Source organism: Colwellia maritima (assembly GCF_022669015.1).
GTDB classification, from domain to species: domain Bacteria; phylum Pseudomonadota; class Gammaproteobacteria; order Enterobacterales; family Alteromonadaceae; genus Colwellia; species Colwellia maritima.
Genome location: NZ_JAKKSL010000002.1, coordinates 1,021,729 through 1,042,287 on the forward strand (window position 1 = coordinate 1,021,729; position 20,559 = coordinate 1,042,287).

General features: G+C 35.2%; 18 protein-coding genes and 4 pseudogenes. 11 read left to right on the forward strand and 11 right to left on the reverse strand.

The genetic code is table 11. The features are described 5' to 3' along the window. Positions 1-104 precede the first annotated feature (104 nt). On the forward strand, positions 105-695 hold the full coding sequence (locus L3081_RS15115) for a helix-turn-helix domain-containing protein (protein WP_242286909.1): 591 nt from the start codon (positions 105-107) through the stop codon (positions 693-695). Further along, positions 637-1,026: an AraC family transcriptional regulator gene (locus tag L3081_RS15120; RefSeq protein ID WP_242286910.1), complete on the forward strand. Its 390-nt coding sequence runs from the start codon at positions 637-639 to the stop codon at positions 1,024-1,026. Before L3081_RS15115 ends, L3081_RS15120 begins: the two co-directional genes overlap by 59 nt. Positions 1,027-1,053: 27 nt before the next feature. Here the strand turns inward: L3081_RS15120 and L3081_RS15125 are convergent, their stop codons facing one another. Continuing rightward, positions 1,054-1,677: a LysE family translocator gene (locus L3081_RS15125; protein WP_242286911.1), complete on the reverse strand. Its 624-nt coding sequence runs from the start codon at positions 1,675-1,677 to the stop codon at positions 1,054-1,056. Between the two features lie 265 nt (positions 1,678-1,942). Between L3081_RS15125 and L3081_RS15130 the strand changes: the two genes are divergently transcribed. Together L3081_RS15130 and L3081_RS15135 are read left to right on the forward strand one after the other, a co-directional pair. Next, a complete protein-coding gene (locus tag L3081_RS15130; RefSeq protein ID WP_242286912.1) occupies positions 1,943-3,649 on the forward strand; it encodes a proline--tRNA ligase in 1,707 nt (568 codons plus the stop codon). Positions 3,650-3,885: 236 nt separating this feature from the next. Further along, positions 3,886-5,105 (forward strand): annotated as a pseudogene (locus tag L3081_RS15135) (pyridoxal phosphate-dependent aminotransferase). A 100-nt stretch (positions 5,106-5,205) separates the two neighbouring features. On the opposite strand, the pseudogene yfbR reads toward L3081_RS15135, so the two are convergent. Both yfbR and L3081_RS15150 read right to left on the reverse strand, forming a co-directional pair. Further along, positions 5,206-5,819 (reverse strand): annotated as a pseudogene (yfbR, locus tag L3081_RS29155) (5'-deoxynucleotidase). A gap of 18 nt (positions 5,820-5,837) precedes the next feature. After that, positions 5,838-6,410 carry a DUF4136 domain-containing protein gene (locus L3081_RS15150; RefSeq protein WP_242286915.1) on the reverse strand — a complete coding sequence of 191 codons (573 nt, stop codon included), beginning with the start codon at positions 6,408-6,410 and terminating at the stop codon, positions 5,838-5,840. A gap of 513 nt (positions 6,411-6,923) precedes the next feature. Here L3081_RS15150 and L3081_RS15155 point away from each other — a divergent pair. The 4 genes and pseudogenes from L3081_RS15155 to L3081_RS15170 all read left to right on the forward strand — a co-directional run bounded on the left by L3081_RS15155 (position 6,924) and on the right by L3081_RS15170 (position 10,024). Further along, positions 6,924-8,652: pseudogene (locus tag L3081_RS15155) on the forward strand (acetolactate synthase 3 large subunit). Positions 8,653-8,752: 100 nt separating this feature from the next. After that, complete coding sequence (gene ilvN / locus L3081_RS15160; protein ID WP_242286916.1) at positions 8,753-9,250, forward strand: acetolactate synthase small subunit; 498 nt, start codon at positions 8,753-8,755, stop codon at positions 9,248-9,250. Positions 9,251-9,379: 129 nt separating this feature from the next. Next, positions 9,380-9,637: a hypothetical protein gene (locus L3081_RS15165; RefSeq protein WP_242286917.1), complete on the forward strand. Its 258-nt coding sequence runs from the start codon at positions 9,380-9,382 to the stop codon at positions 9,635-9,637. A gap of 177 nt (positions 9,638-9,814) precedes the next feature. Beyond that, positions 9,815-10,024, forward strand: a complete 210-nt coding sequence (locus L3081_RS15170) for a DUF1653 domain-containing protein (protein ID WP_242286918.1) — start codon at positions 9,815-9,817, stop codon at positions 10,022-10,024. A gap of 50 nt (positions 10,025-10,074) precedes the next feature. On the opposite strand, the gene L3081_RS15175 is transcribed toward L3081_RS15170, so the two are convergent. The 4 genes and pseudogenes from L3081_RS15175 to L3081_RS15190 form a co-directional block, all read right to left on the reverse strand. Beyond that, positions 10,075-10,344 carry an acylphosphatase gene (locus L3081_RS15175; protein ID WP_242286919.1) on the reverse strand — a complete coding sequence of 90 codons (270 nt, stop codon included), beginning with the start codon at positions 10,342-10,344 and terminating at the stop codon, positions 10,075-10,077. Positions 10,345-10,464: 120 nt separating this feature from the next. Next, a complete protein-coding gene (locus tag L3081_RS15180) occupies positions 10,465-11,304 on the reverse strand; it encodes a LytR/AlgR family response regulator transcription factor (protein ID WP_242286920.1) in 840 nt (279 codons plus the stop codon). Between the two features lie 43 nt (positions 11,305-11,347). Continuing rightward, positions 11,348-12,413, reverse strand: a pseudogene (locus tag L3081_RS15185) (sensor histidine kinase). Positions 12,414-12,539: 126 nt separating this feature from the next. Continuing rightward, on the reverse strand, positions 12,540-12,890 hold the full coding sequence (locus L3081_RS15190; protein WP_242286921.1) for an HIT domain-containing protein: 351 nt from the start codon (positions 12,888-12,890) through the stop codon (positions 12,540-12,542). Between the two features lie 234 nt (positions 12,891-13,124). Between L3081_RS15190 and L3081_RS15195 the strand changes: the two genes are divergently transcribed. Next, a complete protein-coding gene (locus L3081_RS15195; protein ID WP_242286922.1) occupies positions 13,125-14,207 on the forward strand; it encodes a M14 family metallopeptidase in 1,083 nt (360 codons plus the stop codon). Between the two features lie 100 nt (positions 14,208-14,307). Here L3081_RS15195 and deoA read toward each other — a convergent pair whose 3' ends face one another. The 4 genes from deoA to L3081_RS15215 form a co-directional block, all read right to left on the reverse strand. Beyond that, positions 14,308-15,612 carry a thymidine phosphorylase gene (gene deoA / locus L3081_RS15200; RefSeq protein ID WP_242286923.1) on the reverse strand — a complete coding sequence of 435 codons (1,305 nt, stop codon included), beginning with the start codon at positions 15,610-15,612 and terminating at the stop codon, positions 14,308-14,310. 27 nt (positions 15,613-15,639) lie between these two features. After that, positions 15,640-16,113 (reverse strand): cytidine deaminase, encoded by a 474-nt coding sequence (locus L3081_RS15205; RefSeq protein ID WP_242286924.1) that lies wholly within the window; start codon positions 16,111-16,113, stop codon positions 15,640-15,642. A 162-nt stretch (positions 16,114-16,275) separates the two neighbouring features. Further along, positions 16,276-18,684 (reverse strand): outer membrane beta-barrel protein, encoded by a 2,409-nt coding sequence (locus L3081_RS15210; RefSeq protein ID WP_274620586.1) that lies wholly within the window; start codon positions 18,682-18,684, stop codon positions 16,276-16,278. Continuing rightward, positions 18,642-19,463: a TonB-dependent receptor gene (locus tag L3081_RS15215; RefSeq protein ID WP_242286925.1), complete on the reverse strand. Its 822-nt coding sequence runs from the start codon at positions 19,461-19,463 to the stop codon at positions 18,642-18,644. The genes L3081_RS15210 and L3081_RS15215 overlap by 43 nt, the downstream gene beginning before the upstream one ends. Positions 19,464-19,918: 455 nt before the next feature. On the opposite strand from L3081_RS15215, the gene L3081_RS27080 reads away from it, so the two are divergent. Together L3081_RS27080 and L3081_RS27085 are read left to right on the forward strand one after the other, a co-directional pair. Next, on the forward strand, positions 19,919-20,353 hold the full coding sequence (locus L3081_RS27080; protein ID WP_274620555.1) for a TetR family transcriptional regulator C-terminal domain-containing protein: 435 nt from the start codon (positions 19,919-19,921) through the stop codon (positions 20,351-20,353). Between the two features lie 19 nt (positions 20,354-20,372). Then, positions 20,373-20,543, forward strand: coding sequence for a TetR family transcriptional regulator C-terminal domain-containing protein (locus tag L3081_RS27085; protein ID WP_338027343.1), 171 nt, complete (start codon positions 20,373-20,375; stop codon positions 20,541-20,543). Positions 20,544-20,559 lie beyond the last annotated feature (16 nt).

A 20,559-nucleotide genomic window follows, 5' to 3' on the forward strand; every position in this document is an offset into this window, starting at 1 on the left:
ACACTCTGTTAATATTAGCTAAGAGAGTACATTAGCTTGAGTTATTTTACTTGTCCGTTTATGCTCTATTACATATCCAATTATGCTCGAAATAATAATACATCATGCTAACTCACCAACAAATATCACGCATCAATGATGTATTATATTTTATTCATATGAATATAAGTGAAAAGTTGTTAGCAAGTGATTTAGCGACTATTGCAGCCTATTCAGAACAGCATTTTCATCGCCTTTTTAAAGCGGTTGTAGGAGAGGCTGTTCATCATTATATCCGTAGAATTAGAATGGAATTTGCAGCCAATCAATTAATGTTCGATCTTGGTACATCAGTATTAGATATCGGCATAAAATCAGGATATTTGTCAGTATCATCTTTTAGTCGTGCCTTTAAAACCATCTTTAAAATGTCACCGGGTGAGTGGCGTAACAGTGATCGTCAACATCAACCCAAACCTTTTCTAGCTGATAAACAAGTTGCTACTTATTATCAAAGTCTTAATAGCATTACCCTGCCTAAATGCGAGTTAATTGAATTACCTCAACGACATGTCGCTTATGTGCGGCATCAAGGATATGATCGTTCGATAGCAAATGCTTGGCAAACTTTAAAAGTGTGGGCTAATATGCACAATCGTGACTTTTCCGGCAATTTGGTTTACATCATTCAAACTGACTTGGGTAGAGTTAAATAAATGTCGTTATGTCGCTTGTATCGGAATTGATCATCCAATACTACAAAGAGGATTAATCAATAGCATGACAATTCCAGGGGGCTTGCATGCGGTATTTAAATTGCAGGGAAGTTATGGCGAGCTATTACCCCAATTAAATAATATTTTAGAACATTGGTTACCAACTTCAGGGTTTAAAATGTTATCAACACCTGCTTATGTGCATTATCAAAAAAATCAATTTTTAGCCGAAGATGAAAAATTTCAATTAGATTTTGTTTACCCATATCACCATTTCACTAAGTTAACAAAACGTATTAAAGACACCGAAGGATTAAATCTACTTTCATAAAGACATCTGAAATACCTCGTGAAAAAACTAACTTAGTGCTAACCATAAAGCAACAAGGATCATTAACGTACCTGATATCCTATTTAAACGTTTTACATTATTATGATGAGATAATATTTTCCCCAAGGTTTTACCTCCTGTGGCGTATAACATCATACAAGTAAACTCTGAAATCAAGATGACTGTTACTAAAATAGAGAGTTGTGGCATAAGCAAATATTCTTTATTTATAAAAGGGGGTAGTAACGAAATCATAAATGCCCAACCTTTTGGATTAGCGATTGCCGTTATTAATCCTTGATTAAATAAGCCACCCTTACTAATTTGTCGCGGAGCATGGCCGTTTAGGGATAATGCTAATTTTCCTTTTGAACGCCACATATTAAAGCCAATATAAAATAAATAACCAAGACCAATGAGTTTTAATACATTAAAAATCTGTGGAAATTGTAGCATGATAGCTGAAACGCCAATGACTGATGCTGTTGCCACAATAGCAACACCAATTAATTCTCCCCACATCATCCATAAAGTATTTCGAATGCCAATTGACATTCCCAAGGTCATAGCCAACGTCATACACATACCCGGTGTAATCGACACAATAAAGAAAGTCGGTATAAAGAGGCTTAGTAATGCAAAGTCTATCACCAGAGAATGCTCAAATTCAGAAAAATGGACACCGACTTTAGCAAGAAATATTGCCTTAAACAATCAACACAGGTAGCGAATAAAAGTAAAAAAAAAATAGGGATATAATAAGCTTGAATGAAAGTAACCTACCATTTAAAAATAAATTATAATTTAATACTGTTTCAACGCTGATCACCCTGATAGAATAGCGAAAATTTTATTTGTCTTCATGTAGCTTCAATATATACTTTAGTTTGCATGAGTTTTTCGGAAATATTTAGTCATGCGTACCAGTCAATATTTACTGTCTACTTTAAAAGAAACACCTGCAAACGCAGAGGTGATAAGTCACCAATTAATGCTACGTGCAGGGCTTGTAAGAAACCTTGCTTCTGGTTTATACACATGGTTGCCTACTGGTTTACGTGTATTAAAAAAAGTTGAAAACATTGTTCGTGAAGAAATGCAACGCGCCGGTGTTAACGAAATTTTAATGCCAATGGTTCAACCTGCTGATTTATGGCAAGAGTCTGGACGTTGGGATGATTATGGTCCAGAATTATTACGCCTTAATGATCGACATAAACGCCCGTTCGTTTTAGGTCCAACTCATGAGGAAGTAATAACAAAACTTATAGCCAACGAACTTAGTAGCTATAAACAATTGCCCTTATCATTATTTCAAATTCAAACAAAATTCCGTGATGAAATTCGCCCTCGTTTTGGTGTTATGCGAGGTCGTGAGTTTTTAATGAAAGATGCTTATTCTTTCCATATAGAACCCTCGTGTCTAGAAAAAACCTATCAAGTTATGTTCGATGCTTACTGTCGTATTTTTGATCGCTTAGGTTTAAATTACCGCCCTGTGCTTGCTGACACTGGCTCTATTGGTGGTGATGCTAGCCATGAGTTTCACGTACTAGCAGATTCAGGCGAAGATGATATTGCTTTTAGTGATGTAAGTGATTTTGCTGCAAACGTTGAAAAAGCTGAAGCACTAGCACCAACGGTTGCACGTGCTGAGCCAAGCCAAGCGCTAACTGAAATTTCAACACCCAATGTAAAAACAATTGATGATGTTGCTGAGTTCTTAAATGTGGATGTTAAACAAACAGTTAAAACATTACTTGTATGCGGTATTGAAAATGAACAAGGTGAAACACCGGTTGTAGCTTTAGTATTACGTGGTGATCATCAACTTAACGAAGTTAAAGTTGAACATTTATCTCAAATTGCCGCCCCATTGACTTTTGCTACTGATGAGCAAATATTTGCCGCGGTTAATTGTAATGCCGGTTCTATTGGACCTGTTGGTGTATCAATGACAGTTATTGTTGATAGATCCGCTGCACAGTTGAGTGATTTTGTCTGTGGTGCCAATAAAAATGACGTACATTATACCGGTGTAAACTGGGATAGAGATTGTTCTGCAATTGAAATCGCTGACTTACGTAATGTAGTTGAAGGCGATCCTAGCCCTTGTGGTCAAGGTAATATAGTAATAAAACGTGGTATAGAAGTTGGTCATATCTTCCGACTAGGCACTAAATATGCTGAAGCAATGAAGTGTTCTGTATTAAATGAAGCAGGTAAAAACCAAACCTTAACGATGGGTTGTTATGGTATTGGCGTATCGCGTATTGTTGCTGCAGCGATAGAACAAAACCATGATCAATATGGGATTAAATGGCCTGCTGCTATTGCACCTTTTCAAGTTGCCATTGTGCCAATGAATATGGCTAAATCTGCACGTGTTAAAGAAACAGCTGAAGGTTTATATGAGAAGTTAAATAACGGTATTGAGGTATTATTTGACGACAGAAAAGAACGACCTGGTGTTATGTTTGCTGATCATGAATTAATGGGGACACCATTATTATTGGTTATTGGAGAACGTAATTTAGATGAAAATCAAGTTGAAGTGAAAAACAGGATCACTGGCGAAAAATCACTTCTGGCAATTGATGATGTTATGTCGCTTTTTAGCTAAATTTCCTATTTTCTTTCGCGACTAACTTATTGCGCAAAGTAAATATATCAGCATAAAAGAGGAGCTTCGGCTCCTTTTTTGCTTAATAAAATATAAAAAAACCGCTTTTATGCTGTTTTATAAAAAAAAATGATAAATTATCATTAAAAACTGATCTTTAGCTATTTCAATATGCATGATTATTAGCAACAATGATACCTCATCCCTTAATCGCATATATAAGAAGTACACTCACCATGAAAGCTATCAAAAAGTCATCTAAATTAGACAATGTTTGTTATGAAATTAGAGGACAAATTGCAGCTGAAGCACGTCGTTTAGAAGATGAAGGACATAAAATCCTTAAACTAAATATAGGTAACCCTGCCCCATTTGGATTTGAGGCACCTGACGACATATTAAAAGACGTTATTTATAATTTGCCCCGCTCTCAAGGTTATACTGAATCTAAGGGTATTTATTCTGCCCGGGTTGCCGTAATGCAATATTTCCAACAACAAGGTATTAAAGATGTTGGTGTTGAAGATATATATATTGGCAATGGTGTTAGTGAACTTATTGTCATGGCAATGCAAGGTTTGTTAAATAATGGTGATGAAGTATTGATTCCTGCGCCTGATTATCCATTATGGACTGCAGCCGTGGCTTTATCTGGTGGTACAGCGAAACATTACATTTGTGATGATGAAAATTATTGGTATCCCGACCTTGAAGATATGGCGAGTAAAATTACCGATAAAACAAAAGCCATTGTCTTAATAAATCCTAATAACCCTACAGGGGCTGTATACCCTGAAGAAATCCTTCAAGGCATTATTGCATTAGCGCGTAAGCATAGCTTAATCATCTTTAGTGATGAAATTTATGACAAGATCTTATACGATCAAGCGAAACATATTCCAACGGCATCGCTTGCACAAGATGTGCTAATAATAACAATGGGTGGCTTATCTAAAAATTATCGAATTCTTTGGGTTTAGAGCGGGTTGGATGGTGATCTCCGGTCCTAAAATTCATGCTGAAGATTATTTAGAAGGCTTAAATATATTAGCATCAATGCGATTGTGTGCAAACGTACCTTGCCAACACGCTATTCAAACCGCTTTAGGTGGTTATCAAAGTATTAATGAATTAATTACAGGTAACGGACGTTTACTAAAGCAACGTAATGTTGCGGCTAAAATGATTAACGATATCGATGGATTATCATGCCACCCTGCCGATGGGTGCATTATATCTATTTGTAAAAGTTGATGCCGAAAAATTCAATATCACAAATGATGAAAAAATGGTGCTCGATTTACTTAAACAAGAAAAAATCTTACTTGCTCATGGTAGTGCTTTTAACATGGAAGCAAAAAATTACTTTAGACTCGTATTTTTGCCTCACGTAGATGAGTTAATACCCGCACTAGAAAAACTTAAGAATTTCTTTCTCACTTATCAACAAGAATAAAATACACACGAAATGAAATTACGCTCTACTAAAAACTATACCCAGTTATTAGTAGAACGTAATGATCTGTTAAAACTAATGGTTGATTTGGTATACGCTTTTAATCTGGGCGTGAAAGCTCGTCTAATGTTTGCATACAGGCAGGAAATTGAGATGTAAAATACTCATTTACTTCTGGCCATTGTTCACAATGCTTACTTACCCTTTTTGCTAATAATGCCGTGGCATCAATAAACTCTCTGTTGCCAACATTAATTTCTGACAAGCTGTAATGATAAGCAGCTAAGTCATCTGCAGCTTTAACAATAGCTTTAGTTTCTTTATCCACTTTAGCTTGTATGACTAAAGGAGCCATGGCTTCATGTAAATAATCGGGCAAGCCCTGGTAGACCATAGAATGCTCTACCTCACTTTCAATTTTTTTATTTGTTCAGTAAGCTCAGGATTATAATATTTTAATGGACTAGGAATATCCCCTACCCCACCTGATTCAGAGGCTTCATGGTAAAGTGCTGCTAGAGTGATCAATGAAGGATCATAGCTTCGCTTGAATTTTATTTTGCCAATCAAAGCAATTTGATGACTGATTAACGCAACTTCAAATGAGTGTTGAGCACAAGTTTCCGGTTCCCTAGCAGTCATCAAAGGCCAACGGATTATCTTCCTCAGCCTAAGCATCCATGCACTAAAACTGCCTTTTTTATGATGAAACATCAGCTTGTTCCCATTTAATTAATGAAATTGTGATACAACTTCTTTAACAATATCTTTAATAACTGCTGAAGGAGTTTCTTGATCACGAGAATTCAAACGTTTAGTAGCTTGACCATGCCAAGCAGGTTGATGTGACTTAACATCAAACACATCAATAGCCAGTTTTCCTTCAGTATATTGACGTAGCTCTGTATCATTAGACATCATGGCACCAAACATTCCATTATAGTAACCACGTCCCCAACCAAAACGACCACGATAAGAAAAAGGATAATGGCTAATAGTTACCTTATCTCGACTTCCTACCGTATAAGAAATAGTAAAATCTGCTTCTTCAGCATTTTCTATTAATTTATATCCTTGAGAGTTAAAAGCTTGCTCTATCTCTTTGTCTACACGTAATTTCATTACCGGATTAAAATCTTCCGTGGCTGCCATTATTTTAGTATCTGTTAACCATGCAAATGTCTTATAGTTTTCGGTATTAATTTCTGTGTTTTTATCGAAATAAACCTTTGTTTTATAGTTTGCTGCACAACTGGCAACAAAGATAACAAGTGTCATCACTAGTACTTTTTTTAGATGATACATAATTCTATCCTTTAACTTCATTATTTCTTCGATGTTTTCAAACAGTGTTTTCAAATAATAAAATGATATTTTTATTCACTATTACGGTGTGTTGTTACTATAGGTCATAATATAAAGCTAAAATAGTAAAAACCAATAAATAACTGGATTTTTTGATACTTTTCTTAAATCACATAAATTATCTCAATTAATTGTATAAAATCATCTTCATTTTGTATTTAAAGGTTGACAGTTATTGTTAAACCCTTTAAAAATAGAACCAAGTTTTATCTTCTTATTATTAACGATAAGATCTTAACAATATAAATTGTATTTTAAAGACTATGCATTCAAACATTTTAAACAATAACGTCGTCCTCATGGTCGTAGTGGTTCTCAAATCACTGCGAGGATTAGGTTGTTTGAAAAATTAGCTTTTAGATAAACAGGTAAGCAATAAAATAACCAAACCCTCGCTCTAATTTAGACCGGGGGTTTTTTGTATATTAATCATCAACATTAATAGGTATCGATATGACAACAGAGCTTTTTACTGGTGCAGAAATGGTAGTTAAAGCATTATCAGCACTTAAGGTTAAGTATATTTTTGGCTACCCTGGCGGGTCAGTTTTAGATCTATACGATGCAATTTTCCAAAGAAGATGAAATAGAACATATTCTAGTTCGCCATGAGCAAGCAGCAACGCATATGGCAGATGGATACACAAGAGCTACAGGTGAAGTTGGCGTTGTTTTAGCTACCTCAGGTCCTGGTGCAACAAACTGTGTTACTGGTATAGCTACTGCGTATATGGACTCAATTCCAATGGTTGTTTTAGCAGGACAAGTACCGACAACCTTAATTGGTAATGATGCCTTTCAAGAAACTGATATTGTTGGTTGTACACGCCCTATTATTAAACATAGTTTTAACTGTCGTGATTTAGCAGAAATTCCAAATATAATTGCTAAAGCTTTTTACATTGCCAAGACAGGCAGACCGGGTCCTGTTGTTGTTGAATTACCTAAAGACTTACTTATTCCACAAAATAAAGCGCCCTTTAAAATAGAAACTAACGTAAAAATGCGTTCATATAATCCAAACGTTAAAGGGCATCCAAAACAAATACGTAAAGCTGTCAAAACAATAGCAGCAGCTAAAAAATTAGTTGTTTACTCAGGTGGTGGCATCGTACTGGCTGATGCCTCTGAGCTATTAACAACCTTAGTAGAAACATTAAAAGCCCCTATTACCAATACACTAATGGGCCTAGGTGGTATTTCTGGTACCCATGAAAACTTTATTGGTATGTTAGGTATGCATGGCAGTATAGAAGCCAATAAAACGATGGCAAATGCTGATGTTATTCTTGCGCTTGGTGCTCGGTTTGACGATAGAGTTACTAATAATGTTGAAAAATTTTGCCCTAATGCAACCATTATTCATGTAGATATTGATCCTACCTCAATTTCTAAAACGATTAGTGCTCATATCCCTGTCGTTGGTTTAGTAGATATTGTTATTCAACAATTGCTTGATGAACTTAAAGCCACTAATTACAAACCAAACGAAGAAGCACTAAGTGCCTGGTGGCAGCAAATTCACCTTTGGCGAGACATGAGAAGTTTTAGTTATAAACAAGTTGATGGTGAAAAAATCAAACCTCAACGTGTAGTTGAAGCAATGTATAAAATTACCAAGGGTGAAGCTTATGTTGCCTCTGATGTAGGTCAACATCAAATGTTTGCTGCACAATATTATCCTTTTGCGAAACCTCGTCAGTGGATTAACTCTGGTGGGGCAGGCACCATGGGCTTTGGTTTACCTGCAGCGATGGGTGTAAAACTTGCTTTTCCAGATAAACATGTCATTTGTATTACTGGGGATGGCTCAATTCAAATGAATATTCAAGAACTTTCAACGTGTAAACAATATAACTTACCTGTTGTGATCATAACGCTGAATAACCGTTCTCTTGGCATGGTTCGACAATGGCAAGATATGGTGTATGACGGCAGACATGCGTCTTCTTACATGGAGTCATTACCCGACTTTATCAAAGTTGCCGAAGCTTACGGACATGTAGGGATTCAAATTGACACCTTAGATGAACTGGATTCAAAATTAGAAGAAGCTTTCAGTATTAAAGATAAACTTGTTTTTGTTGATGTGCTTGTTGATGAAAAAGAACATGTTTACCCTATGCATATTCGTCAAGGCGGTATTGATGATATGTGGATTGCTAAGGGGGTAAAAGCTTAATGCATTTTAATACACAGAATTCAAACGCGACAAATACAACCTTGTTCAACATTATTGATGAACTATGTACTGCAATACACAATAAAGGAGTTAAAGCATAATGCGTCATATTTTAGCAATTTTACTGGAAAATGAACCTGGCGCACTTTCGCGTATCGTTGGTCTATTTTCACAGCGTGCTTACAACATAGAAAGCTTAACCGTTGCGCCAACCGATGATAACAGTTTATCGCGCATCACCATTGCTACCTCTGGTGACGATAAAGTGTTAGAACAAATTGTAAAACAGGTAAATAAATTAGTGGATGTCATCAAAATATCTGAATTAACCGATCGAAAACACGTAGAACGCGAGCTTTTGCTAGTAAAAGTTACTGCAATGAATAATACATCACGTACTGAAGTTAAACGAATTACAGATATTTTCAGAGGTGCTATTATCGACATTGGTAAACAAGTTTACACAATTGAATTAACGGGTAATAGTGATAAATTAAATGCCTTTATTGAAGCCCTAAGTAATGAAACTGAGATAATAGAATCAGCTCGTTCAGGCTGCGTAGGCATGGTTCGTGGTGAAAAAGCCCTAAGAGTTTAAAATGTAAACTTTGTATTGAAGCTTATCACTTATCTATGCTTTTTAATTTGGGGGTATTATTTACTTTTATTATCAATATAATTTAAGTAATATTTACCCCTTATAAAATGTATTAGATTAAGGATATTCATGAAACATTATAGATTAGGATTTTTTATTTATTTGGTTGCAGTACTATCTGCATGTACTTCAACTTCAGAAGAAGCCAAAAAGACAACAGCCAAAAACTCAAGTGAGTCAGAGTTAATATGTCAAACATTCACACCAACTGGCAGCCACATTAAAAAAAGAGTATGTAAAACACCTGAACAGGTTGAAATGGAAAAGTTAAAAAACGACGAATCAGTTAGAGCATTAACCGTTGATAGAAATAATAATCGTATGTAATGTTCACTTATACTATGGAGTGAACTCATAATTAATATTTCGCATCATATGCTTAAATTTTAATATTCTCTCAGCTAATAAATAGATATAAGACAAAAAGAAAATCCCTTATGTCTATGTAATTATTAAACTAAGAGAACACATCAGATATTTTCTTGCTATTTTATTGAGGTTTTAATGACGAAGTTAGGTAAATACCAACACTTTAAAGGTAGTTATTATCAAGTACTACACATTGCTAGACACAGTGAAACAGAAGAATATTTTGTTGTCTATCATCCTTTTGAAAATAAAGATGATATTTGGGTACGCCCGTTATCTATGTTTAATGAGATTATTTTAAGAGATGGTAAAAATGTTCAACGCTTTAAATATGTTGGTGAATAGTTTTCTCAACACTCACGTTCAAAGCGTTATCACGATTCGTTACCTTAGTGTTAGCTGATGGAAAAAAATCGATGTTCTTGCCATTCTACTTGCTTTTGTTGCATTTTAGTCACCTCAGCTCGCTTAGGACCGTCTTTTAACCAAGCTAACATTATTTTTACATTCTCCTCTTCCCCCGAAAGAAAAACTTCAACATCACCATCTGCTAAATTTCTAGCATAACCACTGAGCCCCAATTCAATTGCTTTTTGCTGACTGGATACGCGAAAATAAACACCTTGCACTTTTCCTGTCACATGAGCTATATAGCTAACATTCATAATGTATATTCATTCCATTTGTTATTAATATTATTAAACAAAGCTTTTACTACAAAGCTTATATTACAATATAAAGTATAGACGTTTTTCTTAAATACAGGGATATTATTCGCAGCTAAATTAACTATTAATGGCGTGCTTTACTTTTTCTTTATAACTTCGACTAACTTTTAACTCTTTACCATTTTTCAACACTAACAAATATTCTCCATTAGCTTGGCTACAGAATTTATCAATATAAACTTTATTAACAATAGTGGAACGGTGGTTTCTAATAAAATACTTAGGATCAAGCGATGTTTCTAGCTGTTTCATTGTCTTGCGTAAAATATGTGTACTTTGTTGATTATTACTTAATAAATCACTTGTATGCACACACATATAATCACCTGCAGCATCAATCCAAATAATATCTTTAACTGGTATTCGACTCACTTCACCTGCATCTTTGATGGCCAAAATATCAGAATACTGAGATAAACTGACCGGTTGATCATTAGTGAGTTCGGTTAAAATTTGATGATAATCATTGCCGGTAACATTACTTACTAATCTAATAAGTTTAGACTTATGTTCAGCATCCGTACTTGATTTAAAATGTTGCCTAACCTTATCAATAGTTTGAGAAAGTCGTGCTTCATCCGTAGGCTTTAGAATATAATCCAATGCGTGAACCTCAAACGCTTTTATTGCATATTGATCAAAAGCTGTTGCAAAAACTACCATGGGCATTGTTAGTCCCAGATTTAGTATCTCATCAACGACTTGAAAACCATTCAGTCCAGGCATTTCAATATCAAGAAACATTAAATCGACGTTATCCGTTTGTATTGCTTCTAGCGCTTCCCTACCATTACAACATTGTTTAATTATTTCAACATCATCAAAGTGTTGAAGACGAATAGCCAAGCCCTTTCGAGCAAGGGGTTCATCATCAACAATAATAGTGCGAAAAGACATAGCTAATTTCCTACAAGTTTGCGCTAAATTATATCAATTAAATTCATTTTGATAATTCGTAGGGCATACGAATACTGACTTTAACACCGGTTGGTATATTATTTGCTACCACAAGTGAAAATTTGTTTGGGTACAAAGCATTCAAACGTTCTCGGGTATTCACCAAACCGACACCATTTTCTCGATATAAATTTCCATCAATAATTTCCGCTCCCGGTCCATTATCGGCAACTTCTATCATCAAATCATTAGCAAAATGACTAACAGTAACCGTTATATTACCACCTTCTTCTTGTTTTGCTATGGCATGTTTAATTGCATTTTCAGCTATAGGCTGAAGTATCATGCTCGGTACTAATGCATTTTCACAATTTTTACTAATACAAAAGTTCACTTGTAAACGCTCTTCAAAACGGACTTTTTCAATAGCTAAGTATAATTCTAAAGCTTGAATCTCACTATTTAATGTCACTTTTTTCATCGGATCTTTATCCAGTGAATAACGTAAAAAATCACTCAATTTTGTGACCATTCCATTAGCCGTATGAGTATCCTTTAGTAAAATTAACGTAGAGATTGCATTTAACGTATTGAATAAAAAATGAGGATTAAGCTGATAACGAAGCATTTTTAATTGCGCTTGGTGTGCAACAGCATTCGCTTTTAACACATTTTGCTTTTCAATTTGCAACATTTGATAATACTTAGTACCAAAATATAAAACACTCCGACTTAAAATGATATAAAACGACCAAACACTTGATTGCGTATACATTAAAATAAAGTCAGGATGATAACCGTGTTTATATATTTCCCAATAATTAATATTCTTCACTATCTGCCAAAGAACGCCCGTGAAATAAGAAAAAAATAACAACAAGGGCAATTTTAATCGGCGGAAAATTCCATACTCGGCGGTATAAGTACCGCAGTGGCACGGTAAATAACCATCCAAGATAGGCATTTAGAAAAATAATTACGACAAAAATATCTCGTAGGTCATGAAGTAAAGACCCAAGATAATGCACTAAAGCAAAACCAAACCGACCTGCTGAATGAACAAGCCAGAATAAACGGTTTCTATTTTCAAGCAATTCTTTCCAATTCACATAAAATCCTAGCAGTTGCAAATTTTATTTTATACTTTAATTATGCGTTAGCTAAGTATTAAGCGCACTGTCTTTAATCTTAAGTTTAGCGCCATTTATCGCTTTTATTTTCTAAATTATTATCCATTACACAGATAACATTGCACCTAATCGCTGACCACCTAATAAATGCATATGAATATGAAAGACTTCTTGCCCGCCATCTTCATTACAATTAATAATTAAACGATACCCCTTCTCATCAATACCTTCTTGTTTAGCCAGTTTTTTCGCAACTGAAATCATTCTACCCATCGTCAGTTCATCAGCATCAGTAACATCGTTAATGGTTGGAATATGTTTATTAGGTACAATCAAAATATGAGTACTAACGCGTGGTGCAATATCTCTGAAAGCACTGACTAATTCGTCTTGATATAAAAGAGGGGTTGGAATTTCTTGTCTAATAATTTTAGAAAAAATAGTTTCGTCTGTCATAAAGTTCTCGCAATAGAATAGATAAAATAAAAAATTTACATTCTAGTTTACGTTAAAAAAAGTAGAGGTAAACAATTAAATTCCCAATAGAACAATCAATTTCATTCAATATAAATTTATACTGCCTGACCACTTTTATTGACCTTAATCAACACGGCCTACCTTAAAAGTATGACATGCTAATACATTGGCGTATTTGGCGCTTTATTCAGCTTAATAATTGTAGGTTCTAACATGGAAATAGACTTCAGCGAGATCAACTATCTACAAAATCCAACAATAAAAGAATTGCATGCGGGTTATGAACAGTTTCTTTTATCAATGTCTGGTCCTACCGTGATTGACATCACAGGAATAGATTCAAAAAAATATCGGGTAATTAATACCTTGCTACAAGGCAATGAACCATCGGGACTCATTGCTTTACATCGGTGGTTAACTACTCGTGACCCTAGCCAATTACCACAAACGAATATACGCTTTATTATTGGTTCTGTTGAGGCCGCATCTAAAAGCCCTTTATTTACAAGACGTTTTATTCCAGGACATTATGACTTGAATCGTTGTTTTGGCGAGGCGAAAATAGAGCAAATCACCAACCTATTTAGTCATGACACAAACTATCAAGGTTGCTGTCAAAGAGCAAAATTAATAGAGCAAGCAATACGTGAAGTAAATCCTGACATGATTGTTGATCTGCATAATGCAGCTAGCCCTAGTCCAACATTTTCAATTAGTTCAGTGGTTACAACCGAAACGCTGTCTTTAGCTTCGTTCTTTTGCCAAACATTAATATTATCAGATTTACATTTAGGCTCTTTAATGGAGCAAAAATTCTCTTGTCCCTTTATCACCATAGAATGTGGTTACAGTTTAGATGAGCAAGCCCACGAAGTTGCTTTCGCCGGTATTAATCATATTGCCAACTGTGAAAATATAGGTTACATACATCAAGAAAAAAATGTAGAAGTTATTTATCGACCACTCAGGTTAAGAGTGAAAGACAATGTAAACCTTGCTTATGCTAAACATGATGAAGGCTATAGCGGTGTTACACTAAAAACTGATATCGAATATTTTAATTTTGGGGGTACACACCAAGAAGAGTTAATTGGTTGGTTAGATGGAAATGGTATTGACAACCTGCAACTATTCGATAAGCACGGAAAAGACGTTATTGATGACTATTTTTATGCCCGTGATAATCAATTAGTTTGTCGACATAATTTGCGTGTATTCAAAGCAACCACAAATAAACAAGTTGCTTTGAATGATTGCTTATTCTACGTGGTAAGACACTCAAATAATGAATCTTAATATTTAATCTCAGGTCGGCTTAATAAATCTTTCTATAGCGGTTAATTTTCAATAAGTTAAAAGCTTCTTAACCCGAGCCGAGGTAATATAATAACTTAGTTTATGAATAAATAAGTTGTGGTTCCGCAACGGGGTTTTCTGCGAAGCTTATAGCACTAATATATTGCTTACTAGCATGTTCTGCATTTTCGAGTGAACTTGCATGCACACGAGCTAGAACATCACCTCGATTAACGCGAGTTCCAATAGGCAAAATACGATCAAACCCAACACTGTGATCAATTTTTTGCTCATTACTAATCCGTCCCCCACCTAAGCCAACAACAGAAAAACCTATATCTCGGGTTTGCATCCCTTTTATATAACCATTATCAGGGGATAAAATTTCAATAATATGCTCAGCTTTATTCATTGATCGCCAAGGGTTTTCTAACAAATCATTTGGCCCTCCTAATGCACTGATCATTTTACTAAAAATTTCAGCGGCTTTGCCTGACGCTAACGCTTGTTCTACTTTTGTTTGCGCCTCTACATCATTGTTAGCTAGCTTACTATTAACCAACATCGCTTTTGCTAGCGTAACAACCACTTGATGTAAACGGGGTTCACGTAATTTACCTGTTAAATACTTTACTGTTTCATACATTTCTAATGCATTACCCGCTGTACTCCCAAGTACTTGATTCATGTCCGTAATAATTGCTTGAGTGTTTACCCCCGCATCATTAGCAACATCGGTAATGCTTTGTGCTAATGCTTTTGCTTGGCTTAAATCTTCCATTTGGGCGCCATTACCCATTTTAATATCCATAACTAATACATCTAGGCCTGCAGCAAGTTTTTTTGATAAAATAGACGCTGTTATTAACGGGATAGAAGGCACTGTAGCAGTCACATCACGAATAGCATATAAACGCCTATCTGCAGGTGCCAGATCAGGTGTTTGAGCAATAATAGCCACCCCAAGATCTGCTACAATTTTCTTAAATTTTCTTAGCTCTGGTTGAACATTAAAGCCTTCTATACTTTCAAGTTTGTCTGCTGTACCACCGGTATGACCAAGCCCTCTACCTGAAATCATGGGAACATATCCACCACAAGCTGCAATGATTGCAGCTAGCATAAAGCTCACTTTATCCCCTACACCACCCGTAGAATGTTTATCAATCACAGGACCATCTAAATGCTGCCAAGATAAAACTTCACCAGAATGCATCATTGCTTTGGTTAATTGTACTGTTTCTTGCGAGGTCAATCCTTGTTGAAAAATGGCCATTGCCATCGCGCCAACTTGCGCATCATTAAAATTATTTGAGACTAAGCCACTAACAAAAAAATCAATCTCATCATTTTTAAGTACTTTGTTATCACGCTTTTTAGCGATAATTTCTTGAGGTAACAACATTAACTAAGATTCCTTTAACGGTTATATTTACAACGGTTCGTTGTCTAATTTTTCTGTCTTGTTTGATAAATTATAAGGCGTAAATGCATCAGGAAGTAATTCTTCAACAGACCATATTTGCTTTTGATCAAGATGATTCACAGCCATTATTTGTGCTGATTGTGGAAAAAACTCACTAATTACTTGCCTGCAAGCGCCACAAGGTGGCGTTAACTGTTCTTGTTCGGTATAAACAACTAAGCCAACAAATTCAACGGCACCAGTATCTTCATGACTAATGACACCTTGCGCAATACAGTTACGTTCTGCACAAACCGTCAAACCATAAGAGGCATTTTCTACATTACAGCCCTGTACTATTTTGTTGGTTGTTGTTAAAGCTGCCGAGCCAACATGGAATTTGCTATAAGGTGCATAAGCCTTTTTATAAGCCTGTTTTGCTTGCTTTGTAAGTTCAAACCAATTGTTTGAATCAATGAGTTTATTGTTTGCTTCTTTCATTAGTATTTAACCACTCAAAATAAAACTGACCATACGGTCAAGTATTTAACTATAGTAACATTATTTTAAATTTATAGTAGTAAAATTATTTTAAATAATTATTAAATTTTAAATATAAAAAAACCGCGCATAAAGCACGGTTTTTTAAGTAAATTTTATATATTAAAAGATATATTTAACACCAATTTTTAAACTCCAAGTAGATTCTCTATCTAAGAAATCTACAGGACGATCACTTGATGTTGCACTTGCATCCGAATACACATATTGACTGACATCGTTGATACTATATCCAACAATTGCAGATGAACTGGTACCAAATTTATTACGATAAATTCGTGCTGAATCTTTATCGAAAATAGCCAATGCATTTTGTACATCAACATAGAAAATACCTTTGTGACCTTCTAACAATCCTGGTATTTCTTGTTCGAAACGCATGTTAACACTCGTTGTCCATGGGCTAACTGACGAGTTTTTCTCAATATAACCACCAGAGGTAGAAAGACCGATTTCGTCTAATTGTGTCATTAACTGTTCATAACTATAGCCATTATCATAAACAACAGCGCTATCATCAGCACCTGTTGGAATATACGCTAAGAAATCACCCGTTAAATCCAAATCACCTGATAGACCGTCATCAGCATTGTAGTCAAGTAACCAAGTATAAGGTGTACCTGATTTACGTTCCCAAAATAGGTGGAAACCAGAGTTATAACCCTCAAATAATTCTGCATTATATGAAAGGTTAAGGGTAAATCTATGTTTAGTTTCAAATGATGAACGCCCTACACCCGGATTTTCTGGGTCAAAAACTGGATTATGTTCATAGGCGGTATTCGTTGACGTACCCGTTGCTGAAATACGGTCACGAATTTTTGAGTGAGCATAAGAGAAATTAGCCGATAAACCATTATCCCATTTTTTTGCTATGCTCAATGTTTCGATTAATGAATGACCACCTGAACTATTACCTAATAATACATCGCGATTGCCACGATTTTCATCTGCATGGGTGTAAATTGGACGACCATCTACAGTCAAGCCGTTATTCCCTTTAGAAGTATCTAATACTCTTGATAAATCAGACCAAATCAAATCTTTTTCTATATGTTTATATAGTACTTCAGCACTGATAAACCAATCGTCACCTAAACCAAAATCAGTTAAATCTGCTCGATAGTCACTTGCGATACTATACTGCCATGTTGTTGGTATTTCAAAATCAGGGGCAATAGCATCAATATTTGAGTTAGGGCCACCTAAAACTGAAGCAGCAACTTGGTCTTGAGCACGTTGTGGAATACCACTTGGATCGGCATTATCTAAATAGCCTCTTTCACTAGATGAGTCTTTCCAACTTTGATATAACGCGATTCTTGAACCGTCGTTGGTAAAAGCATTAGAGATAAAAACATTAGGTCGACCACCACTAAAGCGCCCTGCACCACCTCGAATAACTAAATCTTCAGCTGCATCCCAAGTAAAGCCAATACGAGGTAAAAACAGATCAAGACCATCAAGATTTTCTGTATTTTCAAAACCATAACGCTCAACAAAACTTGAGTTTAAGTTAGGTGTGTCATCATTAAATGTACGTTCATAACGAAGTCCGTAAGTAACATTTAACTCACCATTTACATCCCAGGCATCTTCAACATATAACGTATTAGTACCTAAACTGAACGCAGCAGCTGCATCATCACGATTTAAACTTGGATTATTTTGATATTCAAAAGAGCCCGCTACGCCGTTTTCAAAGTCTTCGATACTGTCAAAATACCATGAACCTAAATAATGTTGCATGAATACATTGAAAACATCAACTTTTTCATATTCCCAACCAAACGAAATCGCATGATCTTCATATAAGTATTCACCACTTAAGCGCATTTGAAGTGTTTCATTACTTAATTGGTTAGCGTGTCTACTATCATCGGAACCTAAATTGATTAAGCCTTTACCTTTACTATCCGTTGCAGGGACAGTAATTTTAACCTCACCGAAATCATAACCACCTAAAGAAACCTGGCCATTAACACTTTCTTTGTAAGATATTTTTGCTTCAGTTGAAAAATCATCATTCCAGTATGAAAATAATTGTGCAACATATGTATCATATTCATTCGCACGATTATACCAATGTGAAGACAGATATAGCTCACCTGAACGACCCGTTGTATTACCCGCACTATTACTAGAAGCATGATTATAGGCAAAAGACGCACGATGATCGTCATTAATATTCCAATCAAGTTTTAATGAATATTTCTCATCTTCTAGAGGAACAGAATCATTCCAATTACCGGCATTATAGTTATATCGTGATTGAGCAGCACTAATAACTCGGTCAACTTCTGATTGTGTAACCTGACTTACTTTGTTTGCAACACTTGAGTCAGCAGGCCCCGTATTTACAGAGCTAGGCGCTTCAAATGTTTCGTATGATGCAAAAAAGAAAAGTTTATCTTTTATGATAGGGCCACCAAAAGTGGCTCCCCAAGTTTCTTCATCAAAAAGTAAATCTATATCATCACCAGAATCAGGATCTTCTGGTGTACCGGCCAGCTGTCTTTCGCTTGCTCAATAAACATTGAACCATGAAACTCGTTTGTACCCGATTTTGTAACTACACTAATTTTACCGCCAGAGAAACCGCCTTCTTTTGCCGTAAATGGTGCAATTGCCACACTAATTTGATCAATTGAATCAAACGAAATAGGTGAGCGCTCCGTAGGATAACCGTTACCAGCTAAACCAAAGTCATCATTTAAGTTTACGCCATCAACAGACAAACTATTGTATCGAGGATTACTACCAGCAAGGGATAGTGTATTGCCATCATTACCTACTACAGCAAGCGGGTTTTGCTTAACTATATCTTTTAAGTCACGGTTAAATGAAGAAGATTTTGTTAAAGCATCACCACTAAACGTACTACTAGAGCCTTTAGACGGATCAAACAAAGCTGATGAACCTGTAACAGAAATACGTTCAATATCTTCCATTGGTTCAAGTTGCGTACTTAAACGAAAAGTATCACCTAATGTTAAATAAATATCATGGTGGATACTAAAACCATTTTTTCCGGTAATTTTTATAGTATAAGGGCCACCAACACGAAGGCCTTTACTTGAAAAAGCACCTGATTCGTTAGTTGTTGCCATTGTACGAGTACCGGAAGGTTCATGTAAAATTTCTACTTTTGCATTGGCAGAAACATCACCTTTTGGTGTTAAGATACTACCTCTAATTGAAGAAGAAGTATCATCAGCCATAACCGATGTTGATAAACCAAGCGCAACAATAAGCGCGCCCGCTATACGTGATATAGAGTGGGTTTTCATCTTAGTTTTTCCTATGTGTTTTATGTATAAATTATTATTTTCTTTTATAGCCTTTTGACAGTATTCATTCAAAAGTCTGTTTTTCGTTAAATTTCAATCAAACCAATTTAAGCCATATTTCTTACACTTTTATTACATACACACATAAATTAACTCAATTTTGCAAAAAAAAACAGTGTATTTATAAAAAACACACCAAAAGGTCAAGTTTTTGCTTTTTATAATCAATAACTATAGGATTAGGAGCCTAGATAAATATAAAAAATAGACCATCAGGACAAGACCGGCTCAAGTTATGCTAAATTTGATGGTTAATAAACAAATTATTATAACCATGACATAACCATTGTCATAAAAAAGAATCACTGTAAACTAGTCACAAAATGATTAATAATCACCGCTTAATTTTACGCGGATTGTGAATAATAATAATCAACTTATAATTATAAATAAAAATGAAAATAAACAAAAAAACACAAACAATAAGAATGCTCAGTGTAGATAAAATACTTATTGCCGCCCAAGATGAATTTATCCTGCAAGGATATAAAGGTGCTACGGTACAATCAATTGCCGACAATGCGGGATTACCAAAGGCGAATGTATTGTATTATTTTAAAAACAAAGAAAACATTTACCAAGCGGTATTAGAAAAAACACTGGATATGTGGGATGAGGGCATCGGTGATATTGTAGCCGAAGATGGCCCTAAACTTGCCATTGAAAAATTTATCAGGGCTAAAGTAACCATGTCATTTAAAAATCCAAAAGCCTCTAAAATTTATGCCATGGAAATTATTCAAGGAGCTCAGCACTTAAAAGACTTTGCACGAACCTACCTCCGCCAATGGGTAAGAGACAAAGCCAAAATATTTCAATCTTTGGATTGATAATGGAGAAATGCACGCGGTGGATCCAGTCAATTTAATCTTTCTCATTTGGTCATCTACACAGCATTATGCCGATTTTGATAATCAAATATTAACCATCATGAATCGGGCTGATTATGAAAAGGATGATATTGAACATGTCACCTCTTTTTTAACCGACATGATTTTACGAGGTTGTAAATTAAAATAATGGCATATTTCTTCAA

What these genes read in the sequence shown, in the direction of transcription:
- L3081_RS15115 (WP_242286909.1), top strand. Translation starts at nt 105, where the DNA reads ATGCTAACTCACCAACAAATATCACGCATCAATGATGTATTATATTTT.
- L3081_RS15130 (WP_242286912.1), top strand. Translation starts at nt 1,943, where the DNA reads ATGCGTACCAGTCAATATTTACTGTCTACTTTAAAAGAAACACCTGCA.
- L3081_RS15150 (WP_242286915.1), bottom strand. Translation starts at nt 6,410, where the DNA reads ATGTATCATCTAAAAAAAGTACTAGTGATGACACTTGTTATCTTTGTT.
- ilvN (WP_242286916.1), top strand. Translation starts at nt 8,753, where the DNA reads ATGCGTCATATTTTAGCAATTTTACTGGAAAATGAACCTGGCGCACTT.
- L3081_RS15165 (WP_242286917.1), top strand. Translation starts at nt 9,380, where the DNA reads ATGAAACATTATAGATTAGGATTTTTTATTTATTTGGTTGCAGTACTA.
- L3081_RS15170 (WP_242286918.1), top strand. Translation starts at nt 9,815, where the DNA reads ATGACGAAGTTAGGTAAATACCAACACTTTAAAGGTAGTTATTATCAA.
- L3081_RS15175 (WP_242286919.1), bottom strand. Translation starts at nt 10,344, where the DNA reads ATGAATGTTAGCTATATAGCTCATGTGACAGGAAAAGTGCAAGGTGTT.
- L3081_RS15180 (WP_242286920.1), bottom strand. Translation starts at nt 11,304, where the DNA reads ATGTCTTTTCGCACTATTATTGTTGATGATGAACCCCTTGCTCGAAAG.
- L3081_RS15190 (WP_242286921.1), bottom strand. Translation starts at nt 12,890, where the DNA reads ATGACAGACGAAACTATTTTTTCTAAAATTATTAGACAAGAAATTCCA.
- L3081_RS15195 (WP_242286922.1), top strand. Translation starts at nt 13,125, where the DNA reads ATGGAAATAGACTTCAGCGAGATCAACTATCTACAAAATCCAACAATA.
- deoA (WP_242286923.1), bottom strand. Translation starts at nt 15,612, where the DNA reads ATGTTGTTACCTCAAGAAATTATCGCTAAAAAGCGTGATAACAAAGTA.
- L3081_RS15205 (WP_242286924.1), bottom strand. Translation starts at nt 16,113, where the DNA reads ATGAAAGAAGCAAACAATAAACTCATTGATTCAAACAATTGGTTTGAA.
- L3081_RS15215 (WP_242286925.1), bottom strand. Translation starts at nt 19,463, where the DNA reads ATGAAAACCCACTCTATATCACGTATAGCGGGCGCGCTTATTGTTGCG.
- L3081_RS27080 (WP_274620555.1), top strand. Translation starts at nt 19,919, where the DNA reads ATGAAAATAAACAAAAAAACACAAACAATAAGAATGCTCAGTGTAGAT.